The 21,607-nt window shown below is 61.1% G+C and carries 18 protein-coding genes; 13 read left to right on the plus strand and 5 right to left on the minus strand.

Translation table 11 applies throughout. From position 1 onward, the window contains the following. Nucleotides 1-7: 7 nt before the first annotated feature. Genes asnB through CN933_RS21830 form a run of 4 tightly spaced genes read left to right on the plus strand, consistent with a single transcriptional unit; the run spans nucleotide 8 to nucleotide 4,668 of the window. On the plus strand, nucleotides 8-1,969 hold the full coding sequence (gene asnB, locus CN933_RS21815) for an asparagine synthase (glutamine-hydrolyzing) (RefSeq protein ID WP_102762335.1): 1,962 nt from the start codon (nucleotides 8-10) through the stop codon (nucleotides 1,967-1,969). 31 nt (nucleotides 1,970-2,000) lie between these two features. Next, nucleotides 2,001-2,741, plus strand: coding sequence for a PHP domain-containing protein (locus CN933_RS21820; RefSeq protein ID WP_018097131.1), 741 nt, complete (start codon nucleotides 2,001-2,003; stop codon nucleotides 2,739-2,741). Continuing rightward, nucleotides 2,738-3,733 (plus strand): ATP-grasp domain-containing protein, encoded by a 996-nt coding sequence (locus tag CN933_RS21825; protein ID WP_018097130.1) that lies wholly within the window; start codon nucleotides 2,738-2,740, stop codon nucleotides 3,731-3,733. The genes CN933_RS21820 and CN933_RS21825 overlap by 4 nt, the downstream gene beginning before the upstream one ends. Nucleotides 3,734-3,738: 5 nt before the next feature. Beyond that, nucleotides 3,739-4,668: an NAD-dependent epimerase/dehydratase family protein gene (locus tag CN933_RS21830; RefSeq protein WP_102762336.1), complete on the plus strand. Its 930-nt coding sequence runs from the start codon at nucleotides 3,739-3,741 to the stop codon at nucleotides 4,666-4,668. Between the two features lie 116 nt (nucleotides 4,669-4,784). On the opposite strand, the gene CN933_RS21835 is transcribed toward CN933_RS21830, so the two are convergent. The 5 genes from CN933_RS21835 to CN933_RS21855 all read right to left on the minus strand — a co-directional run bounded on the left by CN933_RS21835 (nucleotide 4,785) and on the right by CN933_RS21855 (nucleotide 12,068). Next, on the minus strand, nucleotides 4,785-5,948 hold the full coding sequence (locus CN933_RS21835; protein ID WP_102762337.1) for a calcium-binding protein: 1,164 nt from the start codon (nucleotides 5,946-5,948) through the stop codon (nucleotides 4,785-4,787). A 124-nt stretch (nucleotides 5,949-6,072) separates the two neighbouring features. Beyond that, a complete protein-coding gene (locus CN933_RS21840; protein WP_026168821.1) occupies nucleotides 6,073-7,155 on the minus strand; it encodes a glycosyltransferase family 4 protein in 1,083 nt (360 codons plus the stop codon). Between the two features lie 65 nt (nucleotides 7,156-7,220). Next, nucleotides 7,221-8,447, minus strand: coding sequence for a glycosyltransferase family 4 protein (locus tag CN933_RS21845; RefSeq protein WP_102762338.1), 1,227 nt, complete (start codon nucleotides 8,445-8,447; stop codon nucleotides 7,221-7,223). 201 nt (nucleotides 8,448-8,648) lie between these two features. Then, nucleotides 8,649-10,748 (minus strand): polysaccharide biosynthesis protein, encoded by a 2,100-nt coding sequence (locus CN933_RS21850; protein WP_180980774.1) that lies wholly within the window; start codon nucleotides 10,746-10,748, stop codon nucleotides 8,649-8,651. Between the two features lie 381 nt (nucleotides 10,749-11,129). Next, nucleotides 11,130-12,068 carry a methionyl-tRNA formyltransferase gene (locus CN933_RS21855; RefSeq protein WP_102762340.1) on the minus strand — a complete coding sequence of 313 codons (939 nt, stop codon included), beginning with the start codon at nucleotides 12,066-12,068 and terminating at the stop codon, nucleotides 11,130-11,132. A gap of 392 nt (nucleotides 12,069-12,460) precedes the next feature. On the opposite strand from CN933_RS21855, the gene CN933_RS21860 reads away from it, so the two are divergent. From CN933_RS21860 to CN933_RS21900, 9 genes are all read left to right on the plus strand, one after another. Continuing rightward, a complete protein-coding gene (locus CN933_RS21860) occupies nucleotides 12,461-13,438 on the plus strand; it encodes a TRAP transporter substrate-binding protein (protein ID WP_180980775.1) in 978 nt (325 codons plus the stop codon). A gap of 23 nt (nucleotides 13,439-13,461) precedes the next feature. After that, entirely contained in the window at nucleotides 13,462-14,013 is a 552-nt protein-coding gene (locus tag CN933_RS21865) for a TRAP transporter small permease (RefSeq protein WP_102762342.1), read from the plus strand. 3 nt (nucleotides 14,014-14,016) lie between these two features. Then, complete coding sequence (locus CN933_RS21870) at nucleotides 14,017-15,297, plus strand: TRAP transporter large permease (RefSeq protein WP_026168820.1); 1,281 nt, start codon at nucleotides 14,017-14,019, stop codon at nucleotides 15,295-15,297. 45 nt (nucleotides 15,298-15,342) lie between these two features. Further along, complete coding sequence (locus CN933_RS21875; RefSeq protein WP_102762343.1) at nucleotides 15,343-16,398, plus strand: LacI family DNA-binding transcriptional regulator; 1,056 nt, start codon at nucleotides 15,343-15,345, stop codon at nucleotides 16,396-16,398. 9 nt (nucleotides 16,399-16,407) lie between these two features. Continuing rightward, the gene (locus CN933_RS21880) at nucleotides 16,408-16,866 is read left to right on the plus strand and encodes a MaoC family dehydratase (RefSeq protein ID WP_018097120.1); all 459 of its coding nucleotides are present in this window, start codon (nucleotides 16,408-16,410) and stop codon (nucleotides 16,864-16,866) included. 139 nt (nucleotides 16,867-17,005) lie between these two features. Beyond that, a complete protein-coding gene (locus tag CN933_RS21885; RefSeq protein ID WP_018097119.1) occupies nucleotides 17,006-18,199 on the plus strand; it encodes a CaiB/BaiF CoA transferase family protein in 1,194 nt (397 codons plus the stop codon). Beyond that, entirely contained in the window at nucleotides 18,199-19,350 is a 1,152-nt protein-coding gene (locus tag CN933_RS21890) for an ABC transporter substrate-binding protein (RefSeq protein WP_102762344.1), read from the plus strand. Before CN933_RS21885 ends, CN933_RS21890 begins: the two co-directional genes overlap by 1 nt. A gap of 122 nt (nucleotides 19,351-19,472) precedes the next feature. Next, nucleotides 19,473-20,243 carry an enoyl-CoA hydratase/isomerase family protein gene (locus CN933_RS21895; RefSeq protein ID WP_018097117.1) on the plus strand — a complete coding sequence of 257 codons (771 nt, stop codon included), beginning with the start codon at nucleotides 19,473-19,475 and terminating at the stop codon, nucleotides 20,241-20,243. 311 nt (nucleotides 20,244-20,554) lie between these two features. Further along, complete coding sequence (locus CN933_RS21900; protein WP_102762345.1) at nucleotides 20,555-21,478, plus strand: sulfotransferase family protein; 924 nt, start codon at nucleotides 20,555-20,557, stop codon at nucleotides 21,476-21,478. Nucleotides 21,479-21,607: the final 129 nt, after the last annotated feature.

Raw genomic sequence — 21,607 nt, forward strand, 5'->3', positions numbered from 1 at the left:
ATGTCTCATGTGTGGAATTGCCGGTCTGATAGACTATACGCAGCAGGGAGGCTATGAGCTGGCCCGGACGCTGACGCGCATAACGGATGCGCTTGCTCATCGCGGGCCGGATGCCTCCGCTACATGGCTGGATCGCGAGGGGCGCGTCGGTCTTGGTCACCGCCGGCTCTCCATAATCGACCTTTCTCCCGCAGGTGCTCAGCCGATGCATTCCAGCAGCGGCCGCTACTCGATCGTGTTCAACGGGGAAATCTACGGGTTCCTGTCCCTGAGGTCCGAGTTGGAGGAACGCGGGTCTCGGTTTCGCGGCCATTCGGATACGGAAGTGCTCCTGGAGGCAATCGAGACCTACGGTGTCGAAAGTGCATTGCGACGCTGCAACGGCATGTTTGCCTTTGCGCTTTACGACAGCGCGGCACGGCAGATCATCTTCGCCCGCGACCGGATCGGGAAGAAGCCGCTCTATATCGGTGTGTCCCGAAGCGCCGTCGCTTTCGGGTCCGAGCTGAAAAGCATCAAGGCGCATCCGGCTTTCCAGTCGGCTGAAGTCGACCGCGATGCGCTGACGCTTTTCTTTCGGCATGGCTACGTGCCGACGCCCTATTCGATCTATCGCGGCATCTTCAAGCTTCCGCATGGTTCCTGGCTAAGCCTCTCGGTCGACGCCCCGCCTGCCTCGACGACGGCCGCGCTGGCCGGAGTGAAGAGCTATTGGGATGCTTTCGACGCCGCGGAACAAGGGTCGGCGCAACGGATCGAAAGCCCGGACGAAGCCCTCGATGAGCTCGACGAGGCATTGAAGCGCGCGGTGAGCGAGCGTCTGGTATCTGATGTCCCCGTCGGGGCGCTCCTTTCCAGCGGTGTCGACTCCTCCCTGATATCCGCCGTGATGCAGGAAGTTTCGACGTCACCGGTGAAAACCTACACGGTGCGATTCCTGGAGGAGCAGTATAACGAGGCCGATATGGCGTCTGCCATCGCCAAGCAGCTCGGCACCGATCACACCGAGATCACCGCCGAACCGGACACGGCGCTGCGTCTCGTGGACGAATTGCCGGATGTGTATGACGAGCCGTTTGCCGACCCGTCGCAGATTCCAACGCTGCTTGTCTCGAAATTGGCGCGGAGAACGGTGACTGTGGCGCTCTCCGGCGATGGCGGGGACGAGTTCTTCGGTGGCTACAAGCGCTATCGGCAAATGCTCGCCTTCGATCGTCTTGCGAAAAAGACGCCCGCCATTGCCCTGCGGGCAGCGAGGCACGCGCCTCAATGGGCACTCGAATTTGCCGCGGCCGCGGGACGGCAGGTGCGTCCGTCTTCGCTTCAGGATGAACTGACGGGCAAACGCCTGAGAAGACTAGCCGAGCTTCTGGAAATACAGGATCCGGATGACCGTTATCTGGACTTTCGTTCGCTCTGGTCGGATCCGGCGGGACTCGTGATCGGGGGCGTCGAGCTGCCGACCGCAATGACCTCCAAACGAAAGCCCGCTTGTCTGGGCGCAGTCGACCGGATGATGTACAGCGACATGGTCGACTATCTGCCTGACGACATCCTCGTGAAGATGGACCGCGCATCGATGTCGGTGGGTTTGGAGATGCGGGCGCCGTTGCTCGATTACCGCTTCATCGAATTGGCTTGGCGCGCACCACGGTCGCTCTGTTTTTCCGAAGCAAAAGGCAAGCCCGCGTTGCGCAAGCTGCTTTCCCGACGGCTGCCGGAACAATTCATAAGTGTTCCAAAGCGCGGATTCGGCGTTCCCGTAAACGCCTGGCTGCGTGGGCCGCTGCGCGCCTGGGCGGAAGCGATGCTGTCGCCGGCTCGCCTGGAGCGCGACGGTATCCTGCGTGCCGAGCCGATCGTCAGTCGCTGGAAAGCGCACATTGCCGGCGATCGCGACTGGGGACCGCAGCTGTGGTCGGTGTTGATGTTCAATCTCTGGCATGACCGGTGGGTACATTCCGGTTGAAATTCATCATGCTTATCGAAGGGCAATCTCCATGCACGGACCACGGAAGACGCAGACCCGCAAGCCTGCGTTCAGCCGCTTCCGGAACCTCAGCCGGGAGCACATGAATGTGGAGTTTCAGGTCCATACGAGTTGGACCGACGGCCAGGCGACCGCGCTCGAAATCCTCCAAGCGGCCAGTGAACGCGGTCTCGCCGCGCTGGCGTTCACCGAGCATGTGCGCGAGGACACGTCGTGGTTTCCGGAATTCAGGGACGAGATCCTCTCCGTTGCGCGGAGTTTCGGCCATATGAGCGTCTATGTCGGCTGCGAGACGAAGGCCATGGCTGACGACGGCAGACTGGATGTATCGCAGGATGTGCTGGATCAATGCGATATCGTTCTCGGCGTCGTTCACCGGCTCCCGGACGGCCGCGGCGGCTATCTGGATTTCAAGCAGCTTTCCTATGAAGAGACGGCCGAGATCGAGTTCCGCCTGTCGATGGGAATGGTCAGGAACGCGCCCATCGACATCCTGGCCCATCCGGGCGGCATGAGCCTGAGGCGGCACGGGCGTTTTCCGGAAACCTATTTCAGGGACTTGATGAGTGCGACGCTCGAACGGCGGATCGCGATCGAGATCAACTCCTCCTACCTCGTCGACATGCCGGCGTTTCTGGCTCTGTGCGAAGAGGTGAATCCGATCGTTTCGATCGGTTCCGATGCGCACCGGTTGAGCGAACTGGGTCATTGCAGAGATCAGCTAATCGAATTGGGAGCAGGGCGGTCATGAAGGTCTTTATTACAGGGGCGGGCGCCCTGCTCGGGCAAGGCATCATTCGCGCCCTGCGGCGCTCGACGTTGAACGCGACAATAATCGTGGGGGATCCGAGTCCGCTCTCGGCCGGGCTTTACTGGGGGGATGCCGCCTATCTCGTGCCGATGGCCAGGGACCCTTTATATCTGGACCGGCTTGGCGAACTCCTGCGTGCGGAACGGCCCGACATCCTCATTCCGGGAACCGACGTGGAACTTCCGATTCTCGCGGCGAACAGGGAAGCGATCGAGAGAACCTACGGAACCAAAGTGATCATCAGCTCGCCGCGGGTGGTGTCGATTGCCAACGACAAATGGCTGACCTCCGAGTTCTTTCGCGAACGGGGCCTCGGATATGTTCCGTCCTGTCTGCCGGGCGACGAAGACACGCTGATCGAGGAATGCGGATTTCCGCTCGTCGTCAAGCCGAGAGTTGGCGCCCGTTCGATCGGCTTCAGTGTTGTGCGCAACCGGGAGCAGCTGGCGCGTGCAATCGAGGAGCAGCCAGGGATCGTGATCCAGAAACATGTCGGCTCCGAAACGAGCGAGTACACCGCCGGGACGCTGACTTTCGACGGGAAATGCCATGCGACGATCGTCATGCGCAGGGACCTTCGGGACGGCAACACCTACAGGGCATTTGCCGAGCCATTCCCCGCGCTGAACAAGGCCATGGCAGAAGCTGCCGATGCCCTCGGCGCCTATGGGCCGGCGAACTTCCAGTTTCGTCTGGACGACGGTGTTCCCCGCATCTTCGAAATCAATGCACGGTTCTCCGGAACGACGGCGGTCAGGATCCATGCGGGCTTCAACGAGGTGGAAATGTGCATCCGCCACCTTCTCTTCGACGAGCCGATCGAGCAGCCGCAGATCATGCCCGTGACGATATTGCGGCACTGGTCTGAAACCGTAGTGAGACCCGGCGATCTGGTCACTGCTTCTTCCGCGAAGCTCGACGAAACGGTGTAGGGGAAATGCGGCTGGCGGTTACCGGCGCGACCGGGTTCATCGGTGCCAGGCTGATCGATCGGGCCCTGTCGAGAGGTTACGAGGTCACCGCACTTGCGCGCGATCCGGAGCGGGTGGCAGCCGGAACGAGCTCGGGTCTTCGGATCGAGAGATGGTCGGTTGGCGATCCCCTCCCGCCGCTCGGTCGAACCGATGCGGTCCTTCATCTTGCCGCCTACATTCCCGCCGATCTCAGCGATGCGCGTCAGGCCGGCAGATGCTTCGAGATCAACACGACCGGGGCCATCCAGGTCGGCATGGAAGCGGCATCGCAAGGCGTGAACCGTTTTGTCCTGTTCGGATCGGCGCAGGTCTATGCTTCTGGCGCAGGCCCCGCTTCGGAAGCAAGCCCGGCCTTTCCCGTGCACCGCGCGAGCTATTATCTGGCGAGCAAGCTCGCCGCCGAAATCTGCCTGCTCGCCTTCGGCAGATCCAATGCCATGCCGGTGACGGTGCTCCGCCTCGCATCGGTTTACGGCCCCGGCATGCATCACACCGGTATGGTGCCCACCTTCGTGCGGACACTTGGAAACAGGCGCTCCCTGATCATTCAGGACGGGGGCAAATACAGTGTCGACCTCGTCTATGTCGACGACGTCGTGACGTTGGCGCTCGAGGCTGCGGAGAGAGCCGAAGGCGGCGTCTTCAATGCGGGGAGCGGGCGTGCGTCTACTTCACTGGAAGCCGCCCAGATCGTCGCCGATGCCGTCGGAGCAGAACGGCAGCTCATCGCCGTCGAGGGCGGCAGCACGGATGCGGCGCCGCGCGGCTTCAGGGCCCTCGATGTTTCCAAGGCCGCAAACGAACTGAACTATGCGCCGCTCTCCTTCCGGGAGGGGATCGAAGCATGGAAATCGATGACCGGCCTGACGGATTTTCGGGACGTGAACGCATGAAACGGAAGGCGCTCGGCGCACCTCCAGGAAGTGCATAGTTTCAAAAGGATAGAGCGTTCAGTTCAGTACTTCGATGAAACACTGAACGCTCCAGTCGGCGCCTCTCCCGGCGTCAATCAGGCGAAAAGGAAATCACTCCCCGAAAAGTCTGCAGCCGCGAGTACGCTGTTGGGATCATCCACCAGGATGGAGAAGGCATTTCCGGTGGAGTCGTAGCCCACTACCTGCACATCGCCGTCTGTGGTGTCATAGGCGAAGATCGTGCCCGAGGCGCCGGAATTGGAATATTGGCTGACCCCGAGCTTCTCGATGAGGAGAAAGTCGACGCCATCCTCGAAATCCATGATGGTATCCTGGCCGCTGAGTGCTGCGGCACCCTTGAAGACGAAACGATCGGATTCGGTTCCGCCCCAGAGAATGTCGCTTCCCAACTCACCGATGAGGATGTCCTGGCCCGCATCGCCACGCAGGGTGTCGTTGCCGTCGCCGCCAAGGATTCGGTCGTCGTCGTGGCCGCCGCTCAACTCATCGTCGCCGCCTTCACCGGCTAGGACATCGTCGCCGTCATCACCGAAGACCAGATCGTTTCCGCCGCCCACGGCGATCCGATCATTGCCGCTGCCGCCGTGTGCCTCGTCCGCGCCGCTCTCCGAGTCCAGCACATCATTGCCGTCGCCGCCATCGAGAAAGTTGTTCCCGTCGCCGCCATCGACGATGTCATCGCCGATGCCGCCATACACCCAGTCATTGCCGGACTGGCCCTTCAGCGCGTCGTTGCCCTCTTCGCCGTAGATCCTATCGTTGCCAGCGCCCCCGCTGACGGCCTGTTGCGTCACCTGTCCGGTTGCCGGATCTATGCGATTGTTGAAGCCATCGTCGCCCGCGCCCGCATAGATGATGTCGTCGCCGTCGCCTGCGTCGATGTATTCTTCGCCCGCGCCACCATAGATCTTATCGTGTCCCCGACCACCCACGAAATGGTCATGGCCATCGCCGCCGTACAGGATGTCGCTGCCGTCGCCGCCGTCGAAGATGTCGTTTCCTAATCCGCCCTTGAACGTGTCGTGCCCAAGGCCGCCGTCGAACCGATCGTTGCCATCGCCGCCTTCGGCATAGTCGTCTCCGAGCCCGCCGACGATATAGTCGTTACCATCGCCGCCGAAAAACATGTCATTGCCTTCGTGGCCCTCGAGATAATCATCGCCCGCATAGCCCCAGAGCTCATCGTCGCTCAGAGTGCCGAAGATCGTGTCGGAAAGATTGGTTCCCTTCAGAATCATTTTGATGTCCTCTAGCTGTGGGCCGGAGGGCGGGTAGATTGAGAATACGGCGCAAAGTGATCCCAGCCCTATAGTCTCTCGACGCCACCAGAAGTTATTTACTCTTCCAATGTATTTCTTTCATTCAAGCCGCCAGGAAATCTGAATATTTTGCGGTCACCGCAGCAATCGCATACTCACTTTCGATGCGTTCGCGTGCCGCGCGCGCATAACGCGCATACTCCGCCTCCGGCAGGTCGAGAAAGGCGCGCATCGCACCGGCGAGTGCTTGCGGGTCGCGCGCCGGTACTGCGATACCGGCCTTTCCGGCGATCGCGGCCGCGTCACCGACATCCGTCGTGACGATCGGCTTGCCGAAGCTCATGGCCTCCGCGATGACGTTTGGGAAGCCTTCGGTCCGTGACGAGAGGACCAAGAGATCGATGCTTTGATAGAATGCAGGCATGTCGCCGATCTCCCCCCGGAGATCGACGGCGTGGGCCGGAAGACCGGCTTGTGCCATCAGCTCGATGACGGCCGGGTTGTCGCGGACGAGGCCATTGCCGGCTGCGGAGAAGACCGCCTGCGGGTGGGTCTTCACCACCTGAGCGGCCGCCTTGAAGAAGGTTCCGTGATCTTTCTGCGGGTGGAAGCGACCCACGATACCGATCCGCCGGGCCGTTCGCGGCTCGGGAGCCGCGACTTGCGGAAGGTCGAAGCCGTTGGGAATGACGACCGCGTTCCGATTTGCGTAGCCGTAGGCGCGATGCAGTTCGAGCGCGCGGGCGCTGTTGTAGATGATGCCGCTCGGCCGGTGCGACAACAGTTTCGCCGCCGCAATCGCGATGCGGGAACTGCGCGTAAGGGAAGCGGGATCGTCCAGCGATTGGCGCACGTTCCAGAAGACCGGCGCTCCATGCCGAGCCATGCCCGCCGCCAGGGTGCCGGCGACCATCGCGTGGTACATCCAGCAGAGGATCACGTCGGGCTGCTCCTTCCGGATCAGCCGGGCAAGCCGCAGGATCGCGCCCGGAAGCGCCGCGAGCGAAGCGGCACCCAGCGAGACATAGGCGACCCTCGGATTGTCGGCGAGGCGGCGGTTGCGCTCGGAAACGCCGATGAGAGAAACCACGATGACGCGCTCGTCCGTCGCTCCGTGCAGCAGCCGTGCCAGCATCGTTTCGGCGCCGGCACTCGCGGTGAAATTGGTGATGACATGCATTATCATCGCGGTGCCCCATGTCTGCCGCGGCGACGTTCTACGTGGCTGATCTGCAGCACCATGAAAATCCCTCAATCGGCCAGGTGCATGCCGGCAAACAGCATCCTGTTGATCATGTGGACGTCAAACTTGGTTTCCGCGAGCTCTCGCGACCGCTTTCCCATCTTCTCCGCCAGGTCCGGATCCTGCGCAAAAGCGGCCATGGCGTCGGCGAGCGCTGCGACGTCGCGCGGCTTCACGACCATCCCGTTGGTTCCCGGCTGCACGGTGTCCCGGCAGCCCGGCAGATCCGTCGTGATTACCGGGCGTCCCGTCGCCAGGGCCTCGAGAATGCTCCGCGGAATTCCTTCACGGTAATAGGAAGGCAGGACGAAAACGTTGGACGCCGCGAGATAGGGCCGCACGTCCACTGTCGTGCCGAGGTAGTCGAGTATTCCCTCGCGCACCCAGCCATCGATTTCCTCGCGCGAAATCGCCGTCGGGTTGCTGTCGAAATGGCCGAGCAGCTGAAATCTGGCATGCGGGAAAGAGCGGCGCACGATCCGCGCGGCTTCGACATATTCGACGACGCCCTTATCGCGCAGCAGCCGGGCGACCATCAGGAAAGTCGGCCCGCCGCGAGGCGGTTTCGAGAATTCGAAATGGTCGAGATCGACGCCCGATCCGGAGATCATCGTCGGCGAGAGGCCGCCCTGCAACATTCTGTAGCGGCGAATGTCGTCGTCGTCCGCGTCGTTGTAAACGAAGACGACGCGGGCGCCCCGCAGTGCCGAACGGTATAGCCGGACACACAGCTGTCGTATTGCCCGCGCCTTGAGCGAAGCACCGGCGGCTTCCGAGAATATATGGCCGAGCCCGGTGACGAGGAAGCAGCGCTCCTTTATCCCGAGCGTCCTGGCCGCGATCCCGGCGTAGATGATCGGCTTCATGGTATAGGGAAGGACGATGTCCGGCTGCAGGCGGGCGAAGTGGCGCCGCAGCGTCCAGAAGGTCCGCAGGTCCTCCAGCGGGTTGAGCCCGGTGCGCGCCATGGGGATCTGGATGAAGCGCACGCCGATTCGCGCAAGCTCCTGCTCGACCCGGGGGTCGTGTTCGGGTGCGAAGGCTATGACATCGTGCCCGGCGGCGACCAACCGCTTCAGCAGCTCGAGCCGAAAGATCACGAGAGAGGCTGTCAGGCTGGCGACGACGGCAACAACGCGCTTCTGCCGCAACGGGCGCGCAACTCCGTCGTGTTTTGCCGAACGGTCCGTAAAGTCCTCGGCTTCGGTTCGAGAAACCTTTTCAACAAGATCCACTGCTCGTCTCCCCGGATCGGCTCCACCGTCGAGCGGTGGTATTCAACGTTCAACTTCCAACTGCCGTACACGCGGCCCGCGCGGCGGGGCGCCGACTGGTCTGCTGCAAGATCGGCGCGCGACACGGCTTCCGATCGGCGGACTTTCGCGGGCGGCCGCAATGCCGTCACGATGCATCCGCACCGATCGTGTACGCCGTCGTCACCTCCCGGGCAGGCGGACCTCCGCGCCGTAGCCGCGTGGTGATTTCGCTGCCTTGGCCCTGATCCGGCTCTTCGGCCGCAACGGCGTGCGTGTGCTCGCCGCCGCCGTTTTGCGATCCGCCTCGTGCTCATATCGCGGCAGCAATTCGCGCATGACCGCCACGACGCTGGCCTCGTTGCCACGTTCCGAATAGCGCTGCAGGCGCGCGAACGCGTCCCTCAGCGTGGGCAGCGGAATGGGTTCGGGCACCGCTCCAAGGACGCCCGGCACCGGCGAGCTTATGCGCTTGTCGGTTTCGTCGAAAAGCTCCTCGAAGAGCTTTTCGCCCGGCCGGCAGCCGATGATCTTGATTTCGATCTCCTGGTCCGGCGTGAAGCCGGCAAGCCGGATCATCCGGCGGGCGATATCGATGATCTTGATCGGCTCGCCCATGTCCAGCACGAAGATTTCGCCCTGGCCGAGCTGCTTTTCAAAGCCATAGGCGGAAGCCTGCAGGGTGAGTTCCACCGCTTCGCGGATTGTCATGAAGAACCGCGTCATATTCGCATCGGTCACGGTCAGCGGGCCGCCCCGGGCCAATTGACGCTTGAAGAGCGGGATCAGCGAACCGCTGGAACCCAGCACGTTGCCGAAGCGGACCGTCATGAAGCGCGGGCCGAGACCCGTTTCGATGCCGTTCAGGTCGAGCGCCTGGCAGTAGAGCTCGGCAAGACGCTTCGTCGCGCCCATGACGCTCGTCGAATTGACGACCTTGTCGGTCGACACCTGGACCATAGCGAGCGTGCCGTATTTCTTGGCGGCGTTGGCGACATTCATGGTGCCGACAACATTGGTGAGCACGCCCTCGCAAGGATTCATCTGCACCATGGGCACGTGTTTCAGAGCCGCGGCATGAAAAACGAGTTCAGGCCGGTGCCGCTCGAATATCTCCTCGACCCGCTGGCTGCGGCGGACGCTGCAAAGATAGCTCCACCGCGGGACTTGGGGGAAGCTTTCCGTGAGCGTCATGTCGATTGCGTAGAGATTGTATTCCGTGTTGTCGATCAGGACGATCTCCGCCGGATCGCAGGCGGCGACCTGGGTCGTCAACTCGCTGCCGATCGAGCCGCCGGCCCCGGTGATGAGTACCCGGCGCCCGCGAACGAGGCGACTGATCGCCTCCCGGTCGAGCGCTGCCTGCGGCCGTTCCAGGAGGTCGGTCAGTTCGATCGAGCGCAGTTCGTAGGGGTTGTCGCCCTTGGCCCGCTTCAGTTCCGTCATCTGCGACAGGCGCGAAACGGCAATGCCCAGCCTTTCGGCGGATCGCAGCAGGCCGTCGGAAGCCTCCTCTCCAAAGGCCGCAGGGGCCTCGGTGAAGACGATATGACGGGGTTGCTTGCCCTGTTGCTGCAACTCCGCAACCACCCCTTCGAAGTCCTGGATACGGCCGGCGATCGGCACGCCGCGAAGGGTCATGCCGATCTGATCCTCGCTTCTGTCGAGGCATGCGACGGGCGTATAGGTCGCGTTGGGATCGCGTGCGAGAGCGCGAAGATAAAGGTCCGCGGCATCGCCCGCGCCGATAAGCAGCAGCGGAATTCGGTTGTCGTCCTGCGCGTCCTTGCTGCGCCCGGACTTGAAAACGGGCCGCCTCAGCGCGAGTTCCTCGGCGCGGAAGCTCAGCCTTGCTGCTGCCAGGAAGGCGATGAGCAGGAGAGACTGCATCGGAACGACGGTGCGCGGGATGTCGGTGAGCCTGGTGGAGAAAAACAGCAGCGTGACGAGCAGCAGGGAGGTCAGCAACACCGCCCGCAAAATGATGAAGAGGTCGGAAATGGAGCCATATTTCCAGTTACGGCTGTAAAGGCCCGAGAGGGGAAAAACGAGTGCGCATATAGCGAGGTATTGCGCACCGGACCAGAACAGCACCGAGGCGGTCTCCGGTCGTGCGGAAAGCTCTCCGACGCCGTAGCGCAGCAATAATGCCATCGCGAGCGCGACGCCGACCGATGCCAGGTCGGTGAGATAGAGGGCAGGATATTTTTGAACGCTGCGGACCGCTCCCCTTATCCGCCTGAAGCCGATATCGAGGGCGGCTCCGCAGATCGCCCAGAACATTCTGGCCGGTGCTCTGCTGCCCCCCTCTCTTCCCAAAATAGTCGGTAACGTCAGGAAATGATTACGAACTGCCTTCGCGGCGGCGTGTATACGCTGCATGACGGCCCCTTCCAATACTTATAAGCCCTACAGCTCCGCCGAACGACGAACGCACGACCCCCAAAGCTCTTATGGTGGCTAAGAACAGTGCGTCTGTTGTGTGTCTGTTCGACCTGCTCGAAAGGCTAGATAAAATGAATTCAACAAAAATAGGCGTTCGCGATCATTTCAACCGCAACGCAAAATTCCTAGGCATATTCGAATACCGTAATAAAAAAGCACGTCTTTAATGGGTTGTAAACAGTTTTCCAGTATTGGCCCAATTATAGTTTTCTACTGTTCTTATGTATTTTGCCCAGAAGCCTGAAGCGGGTCCGGCCCGCCGAGCTTGCCATGAACCGGAGGCCGCCTGTCCGAGGTCCATTCCCATGCGTGCGCCTCGATGCATTCCCCGTCACCGCAAAGCACGATGAACCCGCGCTCCGTATGCGCCTGAATCTGCCCGGTCAGGCCGATATATTGCCTGGAGTTCTCGACCGGGGTTGCCGCATCGATGCGTATTTTCTGGCCTTTGTAGAATGTAAAGGCGCCCGGATAGGGATCTCCGACCGCGCGGATCAGCCGCAAGATGGATGCGGCCGGGTCTTGCCAATCGATCCGGCCGTCCTCCGCGGTGCGCTTCGCGCAATAGCTTGCCTCGGCTTCGTTCTGCCCGATCCGGGCCGCGTTTCCCGCTTCCACCTGTGCCGCCGCCTGGACGACCATCTCAGCCAGGTTTTCGGTGTGCCTTGTATAAAGGCTGCGCGCTGTCTCGTCCGGAGCGACGGGAAATTGCCGCTGTAACAGGATCGGTCCCGAGTCGATGCCGTCGTCGAGCCAGAAAAGGGTCGAGCCCGTTCGTTCCTCTCCCCGGAGGATGGTCCAGGGGATAACGCCGCGGCCCCGCAGACGCGGCAAGGCTGCCGGGTGAAAACCGACGGTGCCCGCGCGCGCCACATCCCTGAACGGGCGCCGGCAGACCTGCGACCAGCCGATGACGAGCGAGAGATCCGGGGCGGCCGCTGCAACGGCCTCCAGCGTCGCCTGGGAATTTATGTCTGTCGTATAATGGATTGCGCTTCCGGCCGCCCGCCCGATCTCCCCGAGGTCCGCAAAATCGGAATGGCGCCCCGCCGTTTCGGGCGGCAGCGTTATTACGAGCACCGGAGTGCGCTTCGCTCTTATCAGCGCTTCCAAAGCAATCTTGGAACTCTCGACGGCGCCGACGAATACGATACGCATGGTCACACCATAAAATTGAATAGAAATCACTGACTGAGGTCGAGGGGGACTTCAAAAAAATTCAAGATCAATATCGCCCTATCGAACACAATTGCAGCGGGGAAGTCCAGAGCCGTTCCGGGAAAAGCACTTTCGTCGTGAAGCGTGCATTCGCAACAGCTTGGGGAGGGCCGGTGTCGTCGAGACACCGAAACGCTACGAGTTGGTACGGATATAGGCGGTCCTTCGGCCGCCGGACGGGCTCTCATCGGGGGGGCGCAGGCTTTTAAGAGCCGAAGTTCTGACTTCCCCGTGAGATTTCCTCTTGCAATACGCTTTGTCTCCGCGTATCTGTCATTTATGTTAGCGCTAACGCTAGCGCTAACGGTAGCGTTGACAGGGAGGATTCGACGTTGTTTGCAAAGGCTATTTTCGCTGCGGCTGCGCTCGTTGCGGTGTCGGTTTCTGGAGCCACTGCGCAGCAGGCGGCCACTTTCGGAGGGTCCGATGCCCTCGGGTCTCTATACGACCGGCAAAACCGCATGTTTACGGAGTTGGTCAATGAGCGCTCCGGCGGCGCACTGACCGTCAATTTCATTGAAGGCGAGCAACTCGGCAGCGACGTTCAGGTCATCGAGCAGACGATGGCTGGCGCAGTTCAGTTCTATGGCGACGACCTCAGCTGGTATGCCAACTGGGTGAAGGATTATGCCATCCTGGGCTGGGGGTTTACCTTTCATAGTCCGGATCACATGCAGCGCTTCTTTGACAGCGATGCCTACAAAGCGATGTCGGACCGCCTGATCAAGGATCAGGGGGTGCGTATCTTGGCGCAGGCGCCGATCCAGTCACGAATGACGTTTTCAAACAAGGCGATCAGCTCGGCGGCCGATTTCGAAGGGCTGAAGATGCGCGTGCCCGAAATCAAGACCTATCTGGAGCTGTGGGAGACTCTTGGTGCGCGTCCGACCCGCCTTGCCTGGGGCGAAGTCTTCCTTGGGCTGAAGACCGGCGTCGTCGAGGCCGCCGAGGGGCCCGTTTCTGCGGCTTACGCGGCAAAGTTCCATGAGGCGGCGCCCTTTGTCGTTCGCACCGATCACATTCTCACGGCGACGCACATCTTGGTTGGCGAGGCTTTTTATCAATCCTTGTCGCCGGAGCTTCAGCAGGTCGTCACGGATGCGGCGAAGCAAGCCACGCAGTGGGCTCGGGAACAGGCTCAGAAGGAGACGGAGGATATGATTTCGAAGATGGCCGCCGAAGGCGCGCAAGTCAGCGAAATCGAGCTGGGGCCGGTCCGTGAGAAGGCGGTGGCGGCTGTCACGCGAATGGAAGACACGGGCGCCTGGTCCAAGGGCCTCTGGCAGTCTGTCCAGGATCTCGCAGACTGAAGCGTGATGAGGGAGAGCGCGTCGTGCTGACATTTTGCAGAAGAACGCTGCGCGTCGTCGAGAGGATCGAGATGATTGCAGCAATGGTGCTTTTCGCGGTGATCATCCTGTCGATATTCGCGCAGGTGATCAGCCGGTATGGCTTCAGCCGGCCGATCGTTTGGGTGGAGGAGGCGGCGACCTATGCCTTCATCTGGATCGTGTTCCTTGGCGCTTCCATCGGCATGAAACGCCTCTCCCATATCCGTATCGAGGCGCTGTCGCTCGTGCTCAGTGCCCGTGCCCGGTCCGTGCTTCGGATGCTTGGCTATGGGGTGATGCTGTTCGTGGCGGCATATCTCTGCCTGCGCCTTCCTGTCGTGATCGGCATCGAATCGCGCAGCGGCTCGGTTTCCCTGCCGGTGCAGCTGCCGCGCATGTGGTTCTACTCCGTACCCCTCTTCGTCTCGTCGATCTCAATCGTGTTGACGCTCGCCTACTATCTCGTTGCCGAGTTCGCAAGCCTCTGCACGGATGAGCCGATGACCTATATCGATGGCGCTTCCATCGACGACGTCGCAAGAGAAGGAATCTGAAAGATGTCCATACTCCTTTTGATGGGCATTTTTCTGGTGCTTCTTGCGCTGGAGGTGCCCGTAGCCTTTGCGATGATCTTCTCTGCCCTGGTCTTCATTATGACGGGCCCCGGTCTTCCGGACACGATCGTCATCCAGCGCATGACGGGCGGACTCGACAGCTTTCCGTTGCTTGCCATCCCGCTCTTCGTTCTGGCCGGCCACTTGTTCAACCGTGCGGGTATCTCCGAGCGCATCTTTGATTTCGCATCCGCCTTCGCCGGCCACATGCGCGGCGGCCTGGCCCAGGTCAACATAGCGGCCAGCATCATCTTCGCGGGCATGTCCGGCGTGGCTCAGGCGGATGCGGCCGGTCTCGGTGCCGTCGAAATCAGGCAGATGAGGGAGCGGGGTTATTCCGCAGGCTTTTCCGCTGCCGTCACTGCAGCCTCCTCGATCATCGGTCCGATCATTCCGCCAAGCGTGATCATGGTGATCTATGCGGTCACGGCGCAGGTATCGCTGACCGATCTGTTTCTGGCGGGTATCGTCCCGGGTCTCCTGATGGGCCTGAGCCTGATGATAATCGTCAACATTCTGGTCCGGTTCGGTTTCGAGCAAGCGCCGCGCAGCAGCAGGGCGTCGCTGTCGCACCTCGCCGGAACGTTCTGGAAAGCGCTGCCCGCCCTGATCGCGCCGGTGCTTCTGGTCGCCGGCATGCTGACGGGGGTCGCGACGCCAACCGAACTGGGCGCATTGATCGTCGTCTATGCGGCCGTATTGGGCTTCGTGAACAGGGAACTCACCTTTCGTGGGTTGCTCGATACGCTGGCCATGAGCGCGATCACGACGGGGGTCCTGGTATTCATCATCGCGGCAGCCTTTCCGTTCGGTTGGCTGATCTCGGTACAGAACTTGCCCGGCATCCTCGTGACGTTCATGCGGTCGCTGACGGAAGACCCGGTGATGCTGCTGCTGATCCTGAACGTCGCCCTCCTGATCGCAGGGCTGTTCATGGAGACGACTGCGATCATTCTCGTCGCGACACCGGCGCTGCTGCCGCTTGTGCTCTCCTACGGAATCGATCCCGTTCACTTCGGTGTGGTCATGATCATCAATCTCCTGATCGGTGCGCTGACCCCTCCATTCGGCGTGATCCTTTTCATTTGCAAGCACATCGCTCAGGTATCGTTCGGTCAGATGATCCGATCCATCCTTCCTTTCTATATTCCCCTCCTGGTCGTGCTCCTCCTTCTGACCTATTGCCCGCAACTGGTTCTGTGGTTGCCGGGCCTGTTCAGATAGGTTGAGTCCACATCAGGCGTCGAAGGTCAGAGGCGAGTTCTGAAAATGGATACGGACACCGACAAGCCAAAGCGTAGAAAGCGGGAGCGGCGAACGTCGCCAAGCCGGGTGACAATGGCGGAGGTTGCCCGCGAAGCCGGGGTCTCGGCTCAGACCGTGTCTCGGGCGATCAACTATCCGGAGCAGGTCGGGGAGGCGGTTCGCACCCAGGTTCAGGAAGCCATTCGTCGCCTGAACTACGTACCGAACTTCGCTGCCAGCCAGATGGCGACGAACCGCAGCGGAATCATCGCGGTTATTCTGCCGTCGATCTCCGCCTCGATTTTCGCCGATACCGTGCAGGGACTTTCGACGACGCTTTTGCCCGCCGGATATCAGATTCTGCTCGGGCACACCTTTTACGATCCGGAGCAGGAAGAGGCCCTCGTCCGCAGCTTCCTGGGGCGGGGGCCGGAAGGCATGGTCGTCATGGGGACCACGCATACCGCCGCCGCCGACTCTCTGCTGAAGCAGGCGGGGCTTCCGATCGTTGAGACCTGGGAATGGACGGAGGATCCGATCGACCTGCTGGTCGGATATTCGAATGAAGATGCAGCGATAGAGATGGTGGAGCATCTCTTCGCCAAGGGGTATCGCCGGCTTGTGTTTTCCGGCGTCGTGGAGAGTGGAGACGCGCGTGCGAAAGCCCGTCTGCGCGGGTTCCGGAGTGCCGCCCAGAGACTCGGGCTCGATGCCGATCGCGTGCTTCTGCTGCATGGCCGCAACGTGTCCGTGAAGGTGGGGGCTTCCTCCATAGCGGAGATCCGCACCCGCTTCCCGGATGCGGATGCGGTCTTCTATTCTTCCGACGTCTTCGCGGCGGGTGCAGTGCAGGAATGTCTGAGGAGCGGTGTTCGCGTACCGGAGGATATTGCGATCGCCGGATTCGGCGGCTTCGAGATTGCGGAAATCCTCATCCCAAGTCTGACGACCATAGTGGTTCCGTCGGTACGCATCGGCCAACAGGCGGCGGATCTCCTGTTGGCGAAACTGAAGAAACAACCAATCGGCGAGCCGCGTGTGAACGTCGGATACAAGCTCGTATGCGGTCAAAGCACCTAGAAGATCATCATGAAGCTTAGCGAAAAGAACTACTACGAAGATCTGGACATCGGATTTGAGTATGAGACGCCGGCCATAACGGTTGGCGAGGCGCATGTCCTCGGCTTTGCGGGCCTCACGGGGGATTTCGCCGATGTACATGTCGACGAAGCCTTTGCTCGCGAGATGGGCTTCAAGGGGCGTCTGGCACATGGAATTCTGGGCCTAGGCCTGATCGATGCGCTGAAGAACCGGTGCCTGGTCGGTTTCCATGTGGTGGCTGCGCTCAACTGGCAGTGGCGGTTCGTCGGCCCACTTTATATAGGCGATCGGTTGAGGGCGCGCCTCACGATCTCTGAAAAGCGGCTGACGAGCAGGAAGGGCCGCGGGATCATCACGCTTGCGATCAAGGGCGTCAATCAGAACGACGAAACTGTTCAGGAGGGCACGAACCAGATCATGGTCCTCTGCCGGCCGGCCGGCGCTTAAAGGCGACAAACATAAACGGGAAGTGACGAGTCTGGACCCGACGCGAAGGCGAACGGGCAACGGATAATCGCGTCTTCCATAAACATGAACATGCCGGCTGCATCGGCAGTCCGGCGGCAAGACTGAAATGGAGAAACCAATGGGAGTTCTGAGCGGATACAAGGTGTTGGATTGCTCGATTGCGATGGCGGGTCCGTTTGCGGCGCAGCGTCTGGGCGATCTTGGTGCCGATGTCGTAAAGGTTGAACCGGTGACGGGTGAATGGCAGCGCCATGTCTCGGCCGGCGGTGCGCAGGGCAATCGCATTAATGTTTCGTTTCTTTCGCTGAACCGCAACAAGCGTTCCCTTGCCGTGGACCTGAAGTCGCCGCAGGGCAAGGCGTTGCTCATGGACCTGGTGAAGACCTCGGACGTCTTCCTGCAGAATTATCGCCCGGGTGTCGCAAAGCGCTTGGGTGTCGACTACGAAACGCTCTCGCAGATCAATCCGAAGCTCGTCTATGTATCGATGTCCGGCTACGGAGAGGATGGGCCGTATGTCGATCGCCCGGGGCAGGATCTCATTCTGCAGGGCATGTCGGGTGCCATGCTTTCTGCCGGCCGCGAGGGGGAGCCGCCAACGGCTGCCGGCCAGTACCTGGTCGATGCGATTGCTGCCTATAATGCCTTCGAAGGCGTGCTCGCCGCGCTGCTGCATCGCGAGCGGACGGGCGAGGGGCAGCTCGTTCAGGTCAACATGCTCGATGCGATCGCCACGATCCAGATGCAGGAGCTTTCCGTCTTCACGATCGGGGGGAAGCCTCAGAAACGTTCGGCCGAGCCTCATGCCCACGTTTATATCCGCGCGCCCTACGGTGCTTTCGCCACCAGCGACGGCTATATCATCGTCGCATTCCCGCCGCTCAAGAAACTGGGAGAAGTGATCGGTGAGGAAAGTTTTCTGGCGATGGATGACGAAGCCGATTCCTGGAGCAGGAGGGACGAGATTTTCGCGAAGACGCGTGAGCGTCTCAAGATGAAAACGTCCGCGGAGTGGCTCGCACTCATGCGCGCCGCCGACATCTGGTGCGGCCCCGTCTATGGATATGAGGACCTTATCAACGATCCCCAGGTCAAGCACAACGGCACGTTTATCGAATACGATCATCCGACCGAGGGCCGCATCAAGGCGCCGGGCTTTCCTATCCGCTTCTCCAAGACGCCGAGCCGCGTCGAACGTGGCGCCCCGCTCACAGGACAGCATACCCGGGAGGTCCTGACGGAAGCCGGATATGACGCCGATCGCATCGAGTCGTTGCGAAACGCCGGCGTGATCTTCATCGGAGAAAACTGATGCGGACCTATTCAGGACTGACTTGGGATCACCCGCGCGGCTATAACGGGCTTGCCGCGGCCGCCGTTGCCCGATCCGGTATCGACGCTGTTTCCGTCTCCTGGGAAAAGCAGCCGCTGGAGGGCTTCGAGACACACCCCATTGCCGACCTGTGCGCCCGTTACGACATCGTGGTAATGGATCATCCACATGTCGGGGAGGCGTACGATGCCGGCTGCCTGCAGCCCCTTGAGGCAATCTTCTCGCCCGAGGTGCTTGCGGAGATCGCAAGGAAGTGCATTGGCCCCACCTTCGACAGCTACCGCTTTGCAGGCAAGCATTGGGCTTTGCCTCTCGATGCGGCGACGCAAGTCTCGGCATATCGGCCGGATTTGCTGAGTTCCCCCGCGCCCGTCACATGGGACGAAGTCGTCGCCCTGTCTCGCAGCACCGGCCGCGTCGGTCTCTCCCTGGCCGGACCGCATGCGATCTGCTCGTTCATGTCGGTCGCTGCCGCGTTCGGCTTCCCTCCGGCGGCGGACGACCCCGACCTCTTCGTCTCAAAGGAAGTGGGACGGGAGGCTTATGAGATCCTGGCTGAGCTTGCCGCGCTCAGCCCTGCGCCGTTGCGGGAGATGAACCCGATTGCAATTCTAGGTCACATGGCGAGCCATGACGATGTGCTGCTGTGCCCGCTGATCTATGGCTACGTGAACTATGCCGCACCTGCAGCCGGTTTGCATCGCGTTGCATTCGCCAACGCACCGCGCATGGCGGCCGGCGGACGACCCGGCTCCACTCTCGGCGGAACCGGCATCGGCATATCTGTTCGATGCGAGGTGACGCCGGAGCTGAAGCGGCATCTGCTTTGGCTTATGGGCGCCGAGGCTCAGGTGGAGTTCTTGCCGGCGCACGATGGCCAGCCATCGCTTAGGCGGGCATGGCACGATGCGGCGGTCAACGCACGGTGGGGCGACTTCTACAAGGACACCGCCGAGACCCTTGAAAAGGCCTACGTCCGGCCACGCCACAGCGGCTATATCGCCTTCCAGGGCGCGGCCTCCGCCTATCTGCGCCGATCATTCGGCGACTCATTGCGGGCCGGGCAGGTAATCGAGGGGTTGCAGGACCTTTATACCCGGCACCGACCGGTGGCCGGTGGCGAGCGCTAGCACGGGATGAGGAAATCCATGCGCGGGTTTCGTCCCCTGTCCATTTCAACCGATGAGAAACGACCACATCGGTGATTTCGGGTCATCCGACCTGAAATCATCGCGATCGAGGAGTTCCGTAGATGACTGATGATGTTCGTTTCGAACGCGACGGCCATGTCGCCGTCATTACCTTGAATCGGCCGCAGAAGCTGAACGCCGTCACACCTGAAATGGCCGACGCGATCGTTTCTGCCGTTGGTGAGTGCAACGAAAGCGACAGCATTCGCTGCGTGATCCTGACGGGTGCCGGAGAGCGGGCTTTCTGTGCCGGATCCGATATCCGCGAGCTCGACGGCTACGAAACGCCCTGGCAGTTCCGCAACCGGCCGGATTACTGCGACGCCGTCCGGGCACTTTTGAAACCGACTATCGCCGCGGTAAATGGCTACGCCTTTGGCGGCGGCCTGGAAACCGCGATGTCTTGCGACATTCGCATCGCTGCGGAAAACGCACAGTTTGCCGCGCCGGAGATCAAGCTCGGCTGGATAGGGGGCGGTGGCATGGCGGCACATCTGACACATTCGATCGGCGCTTCGAATGCTGCTCTCATGCTTCTGACGGGGGATCCCGTCAGCGCAGAAAGGGCTCTCGCATGGGGGCTGGTGAGTGAAGTGGTCCCGCAAGGAGATCTGATGGCACGCGCAAGGGCCATCGCAGCGGTCATTGCATCCCGCGCACCGATAGCTGCGGAGACGGCCAAGGCGAATCTGAAGGCCGCGGTCTCGATGCCACTCGAAAAAGCGATTGAATACGAACGGGATCTACAGACGATCTGCTTCGCGACGGAAGACGCGGCGGAAGGGCGCGCCGCGTTCAAGGAAAAGCGCAGCCCGGTTTTCCGGCGCAGATGAACGGTCCGGCGGCATGGGCCGTCAGGACCGAGATCGGAAACGTGCGGTGCGCAGAATGCTCCTGCGTGCGGCCCGAACGGCGGCCGAATAAATCGGCACCACCAGCTAACGTTGCAAATTGCTGCGCGGCGGAAATTATGGTAGGTCTTGCGCTGTGCGGAGCGATGCCGGCGCGATATGTCGGCTGCCGCAGCTATTATATCGATTTTCAGAATAGGCGCCACGCAGTGGCAAATTATTTGGGCAGACACATGCCCGCAATGGAACGTTCGTTTCAAGTTCCAGATATTTTTTAAAGGGAAGGCTTTACCATGCCCTCGCAACCAGTTCGCATTGCTTATATCGCAGGTTATGGACGCAGCGGGTCGACGATCCTCGACATTGCTTTGGGACAGCATGCCGCCTTGGTGGGAGCGGGGGAGATCACCTCGCTTACACAACACGTGTGGCGCAACAACGAATATTGTGCCTGCGGCAAGGCAATTCGCGACTGCTCCTTCTGGAGCTCGGTTCTCCGGGAGTGGTCGAATGGCCACCATTCCGGACTGATGGAGGAGTATTGCGCCCTCCAGCAAAAGTTCGAAGGGCTTTCCATGGTTACGAAACTGCTGAGTGGCATCGGCCTCGGAAAGCAGTTTTCGCTGTATACGCGCCATACGAAGCGCCTGTTCAGCGCGATGCATTCCTGTTCCGGCCGCCAGATGATCGTCGACTCTTCGAAGTTGCCGGGGAGGGCGATGGCGCTTGCGCAGGTCCCCGGAATTGACATGCGGGTCATCCATCTCGTGCGCGACGGACGCGGTGTAGCGTGGTCGTTGCTAAAGGGCTACGAGCGCGACATCACGTCGGGTTTGCAGAAGGAGATCAAGCCGAAGTCGGTATTCAGGACAGCCTTGCGGTGGAGCATGGTCAATCTTGCGGTCGAATACCTCTCGCGAAAACTCGGCCCGGAAAGGGTCATCCGTGTCAGATACGAGGATTTTGCATCGGACCCTGTCGCCGTGATGGGAAAAATCGGGGCGTTTCTCGAGCTTGACCTGAGCCGGGTCGGCACATCCTTGCAGAATGGAGAGGCGATGGGGCCGGGACACCAGGTGGCCGGCAATCGGCTACGCATGAACACGTCGATCGCGCTTAACAAGGACGAGACGTGGCGCGCACGGATGCCCGCCCGCCAGCAGATTTCTTTTCAGCGGTTAGGCGGCTGGATGCTCAGACGCTACGGCTATCTCTGAAGGCGATGTCACAGGTCGCCGGAGGTTCCCTGATGCCTGTCCAATGGTCTGGTAGGGCCTTCGATCGACATTCCGGCTCGGCGCAGTTTTGCCGTGCGAGGATTTCAGCCGCGGGCGATTGCTGGCGGA

It is taken from the genome of Sinorhizobium sp. M4_45 (assembly GCF_002885915.1).
Taxonomy (GTDB): domain Bacteria; phylum Pseudomonadota; class Alphaproteobacteria; order Rhizobiales; family Rhizobiaceae; genus Sinorhizobium; species Sinorhizobium meliloti_A.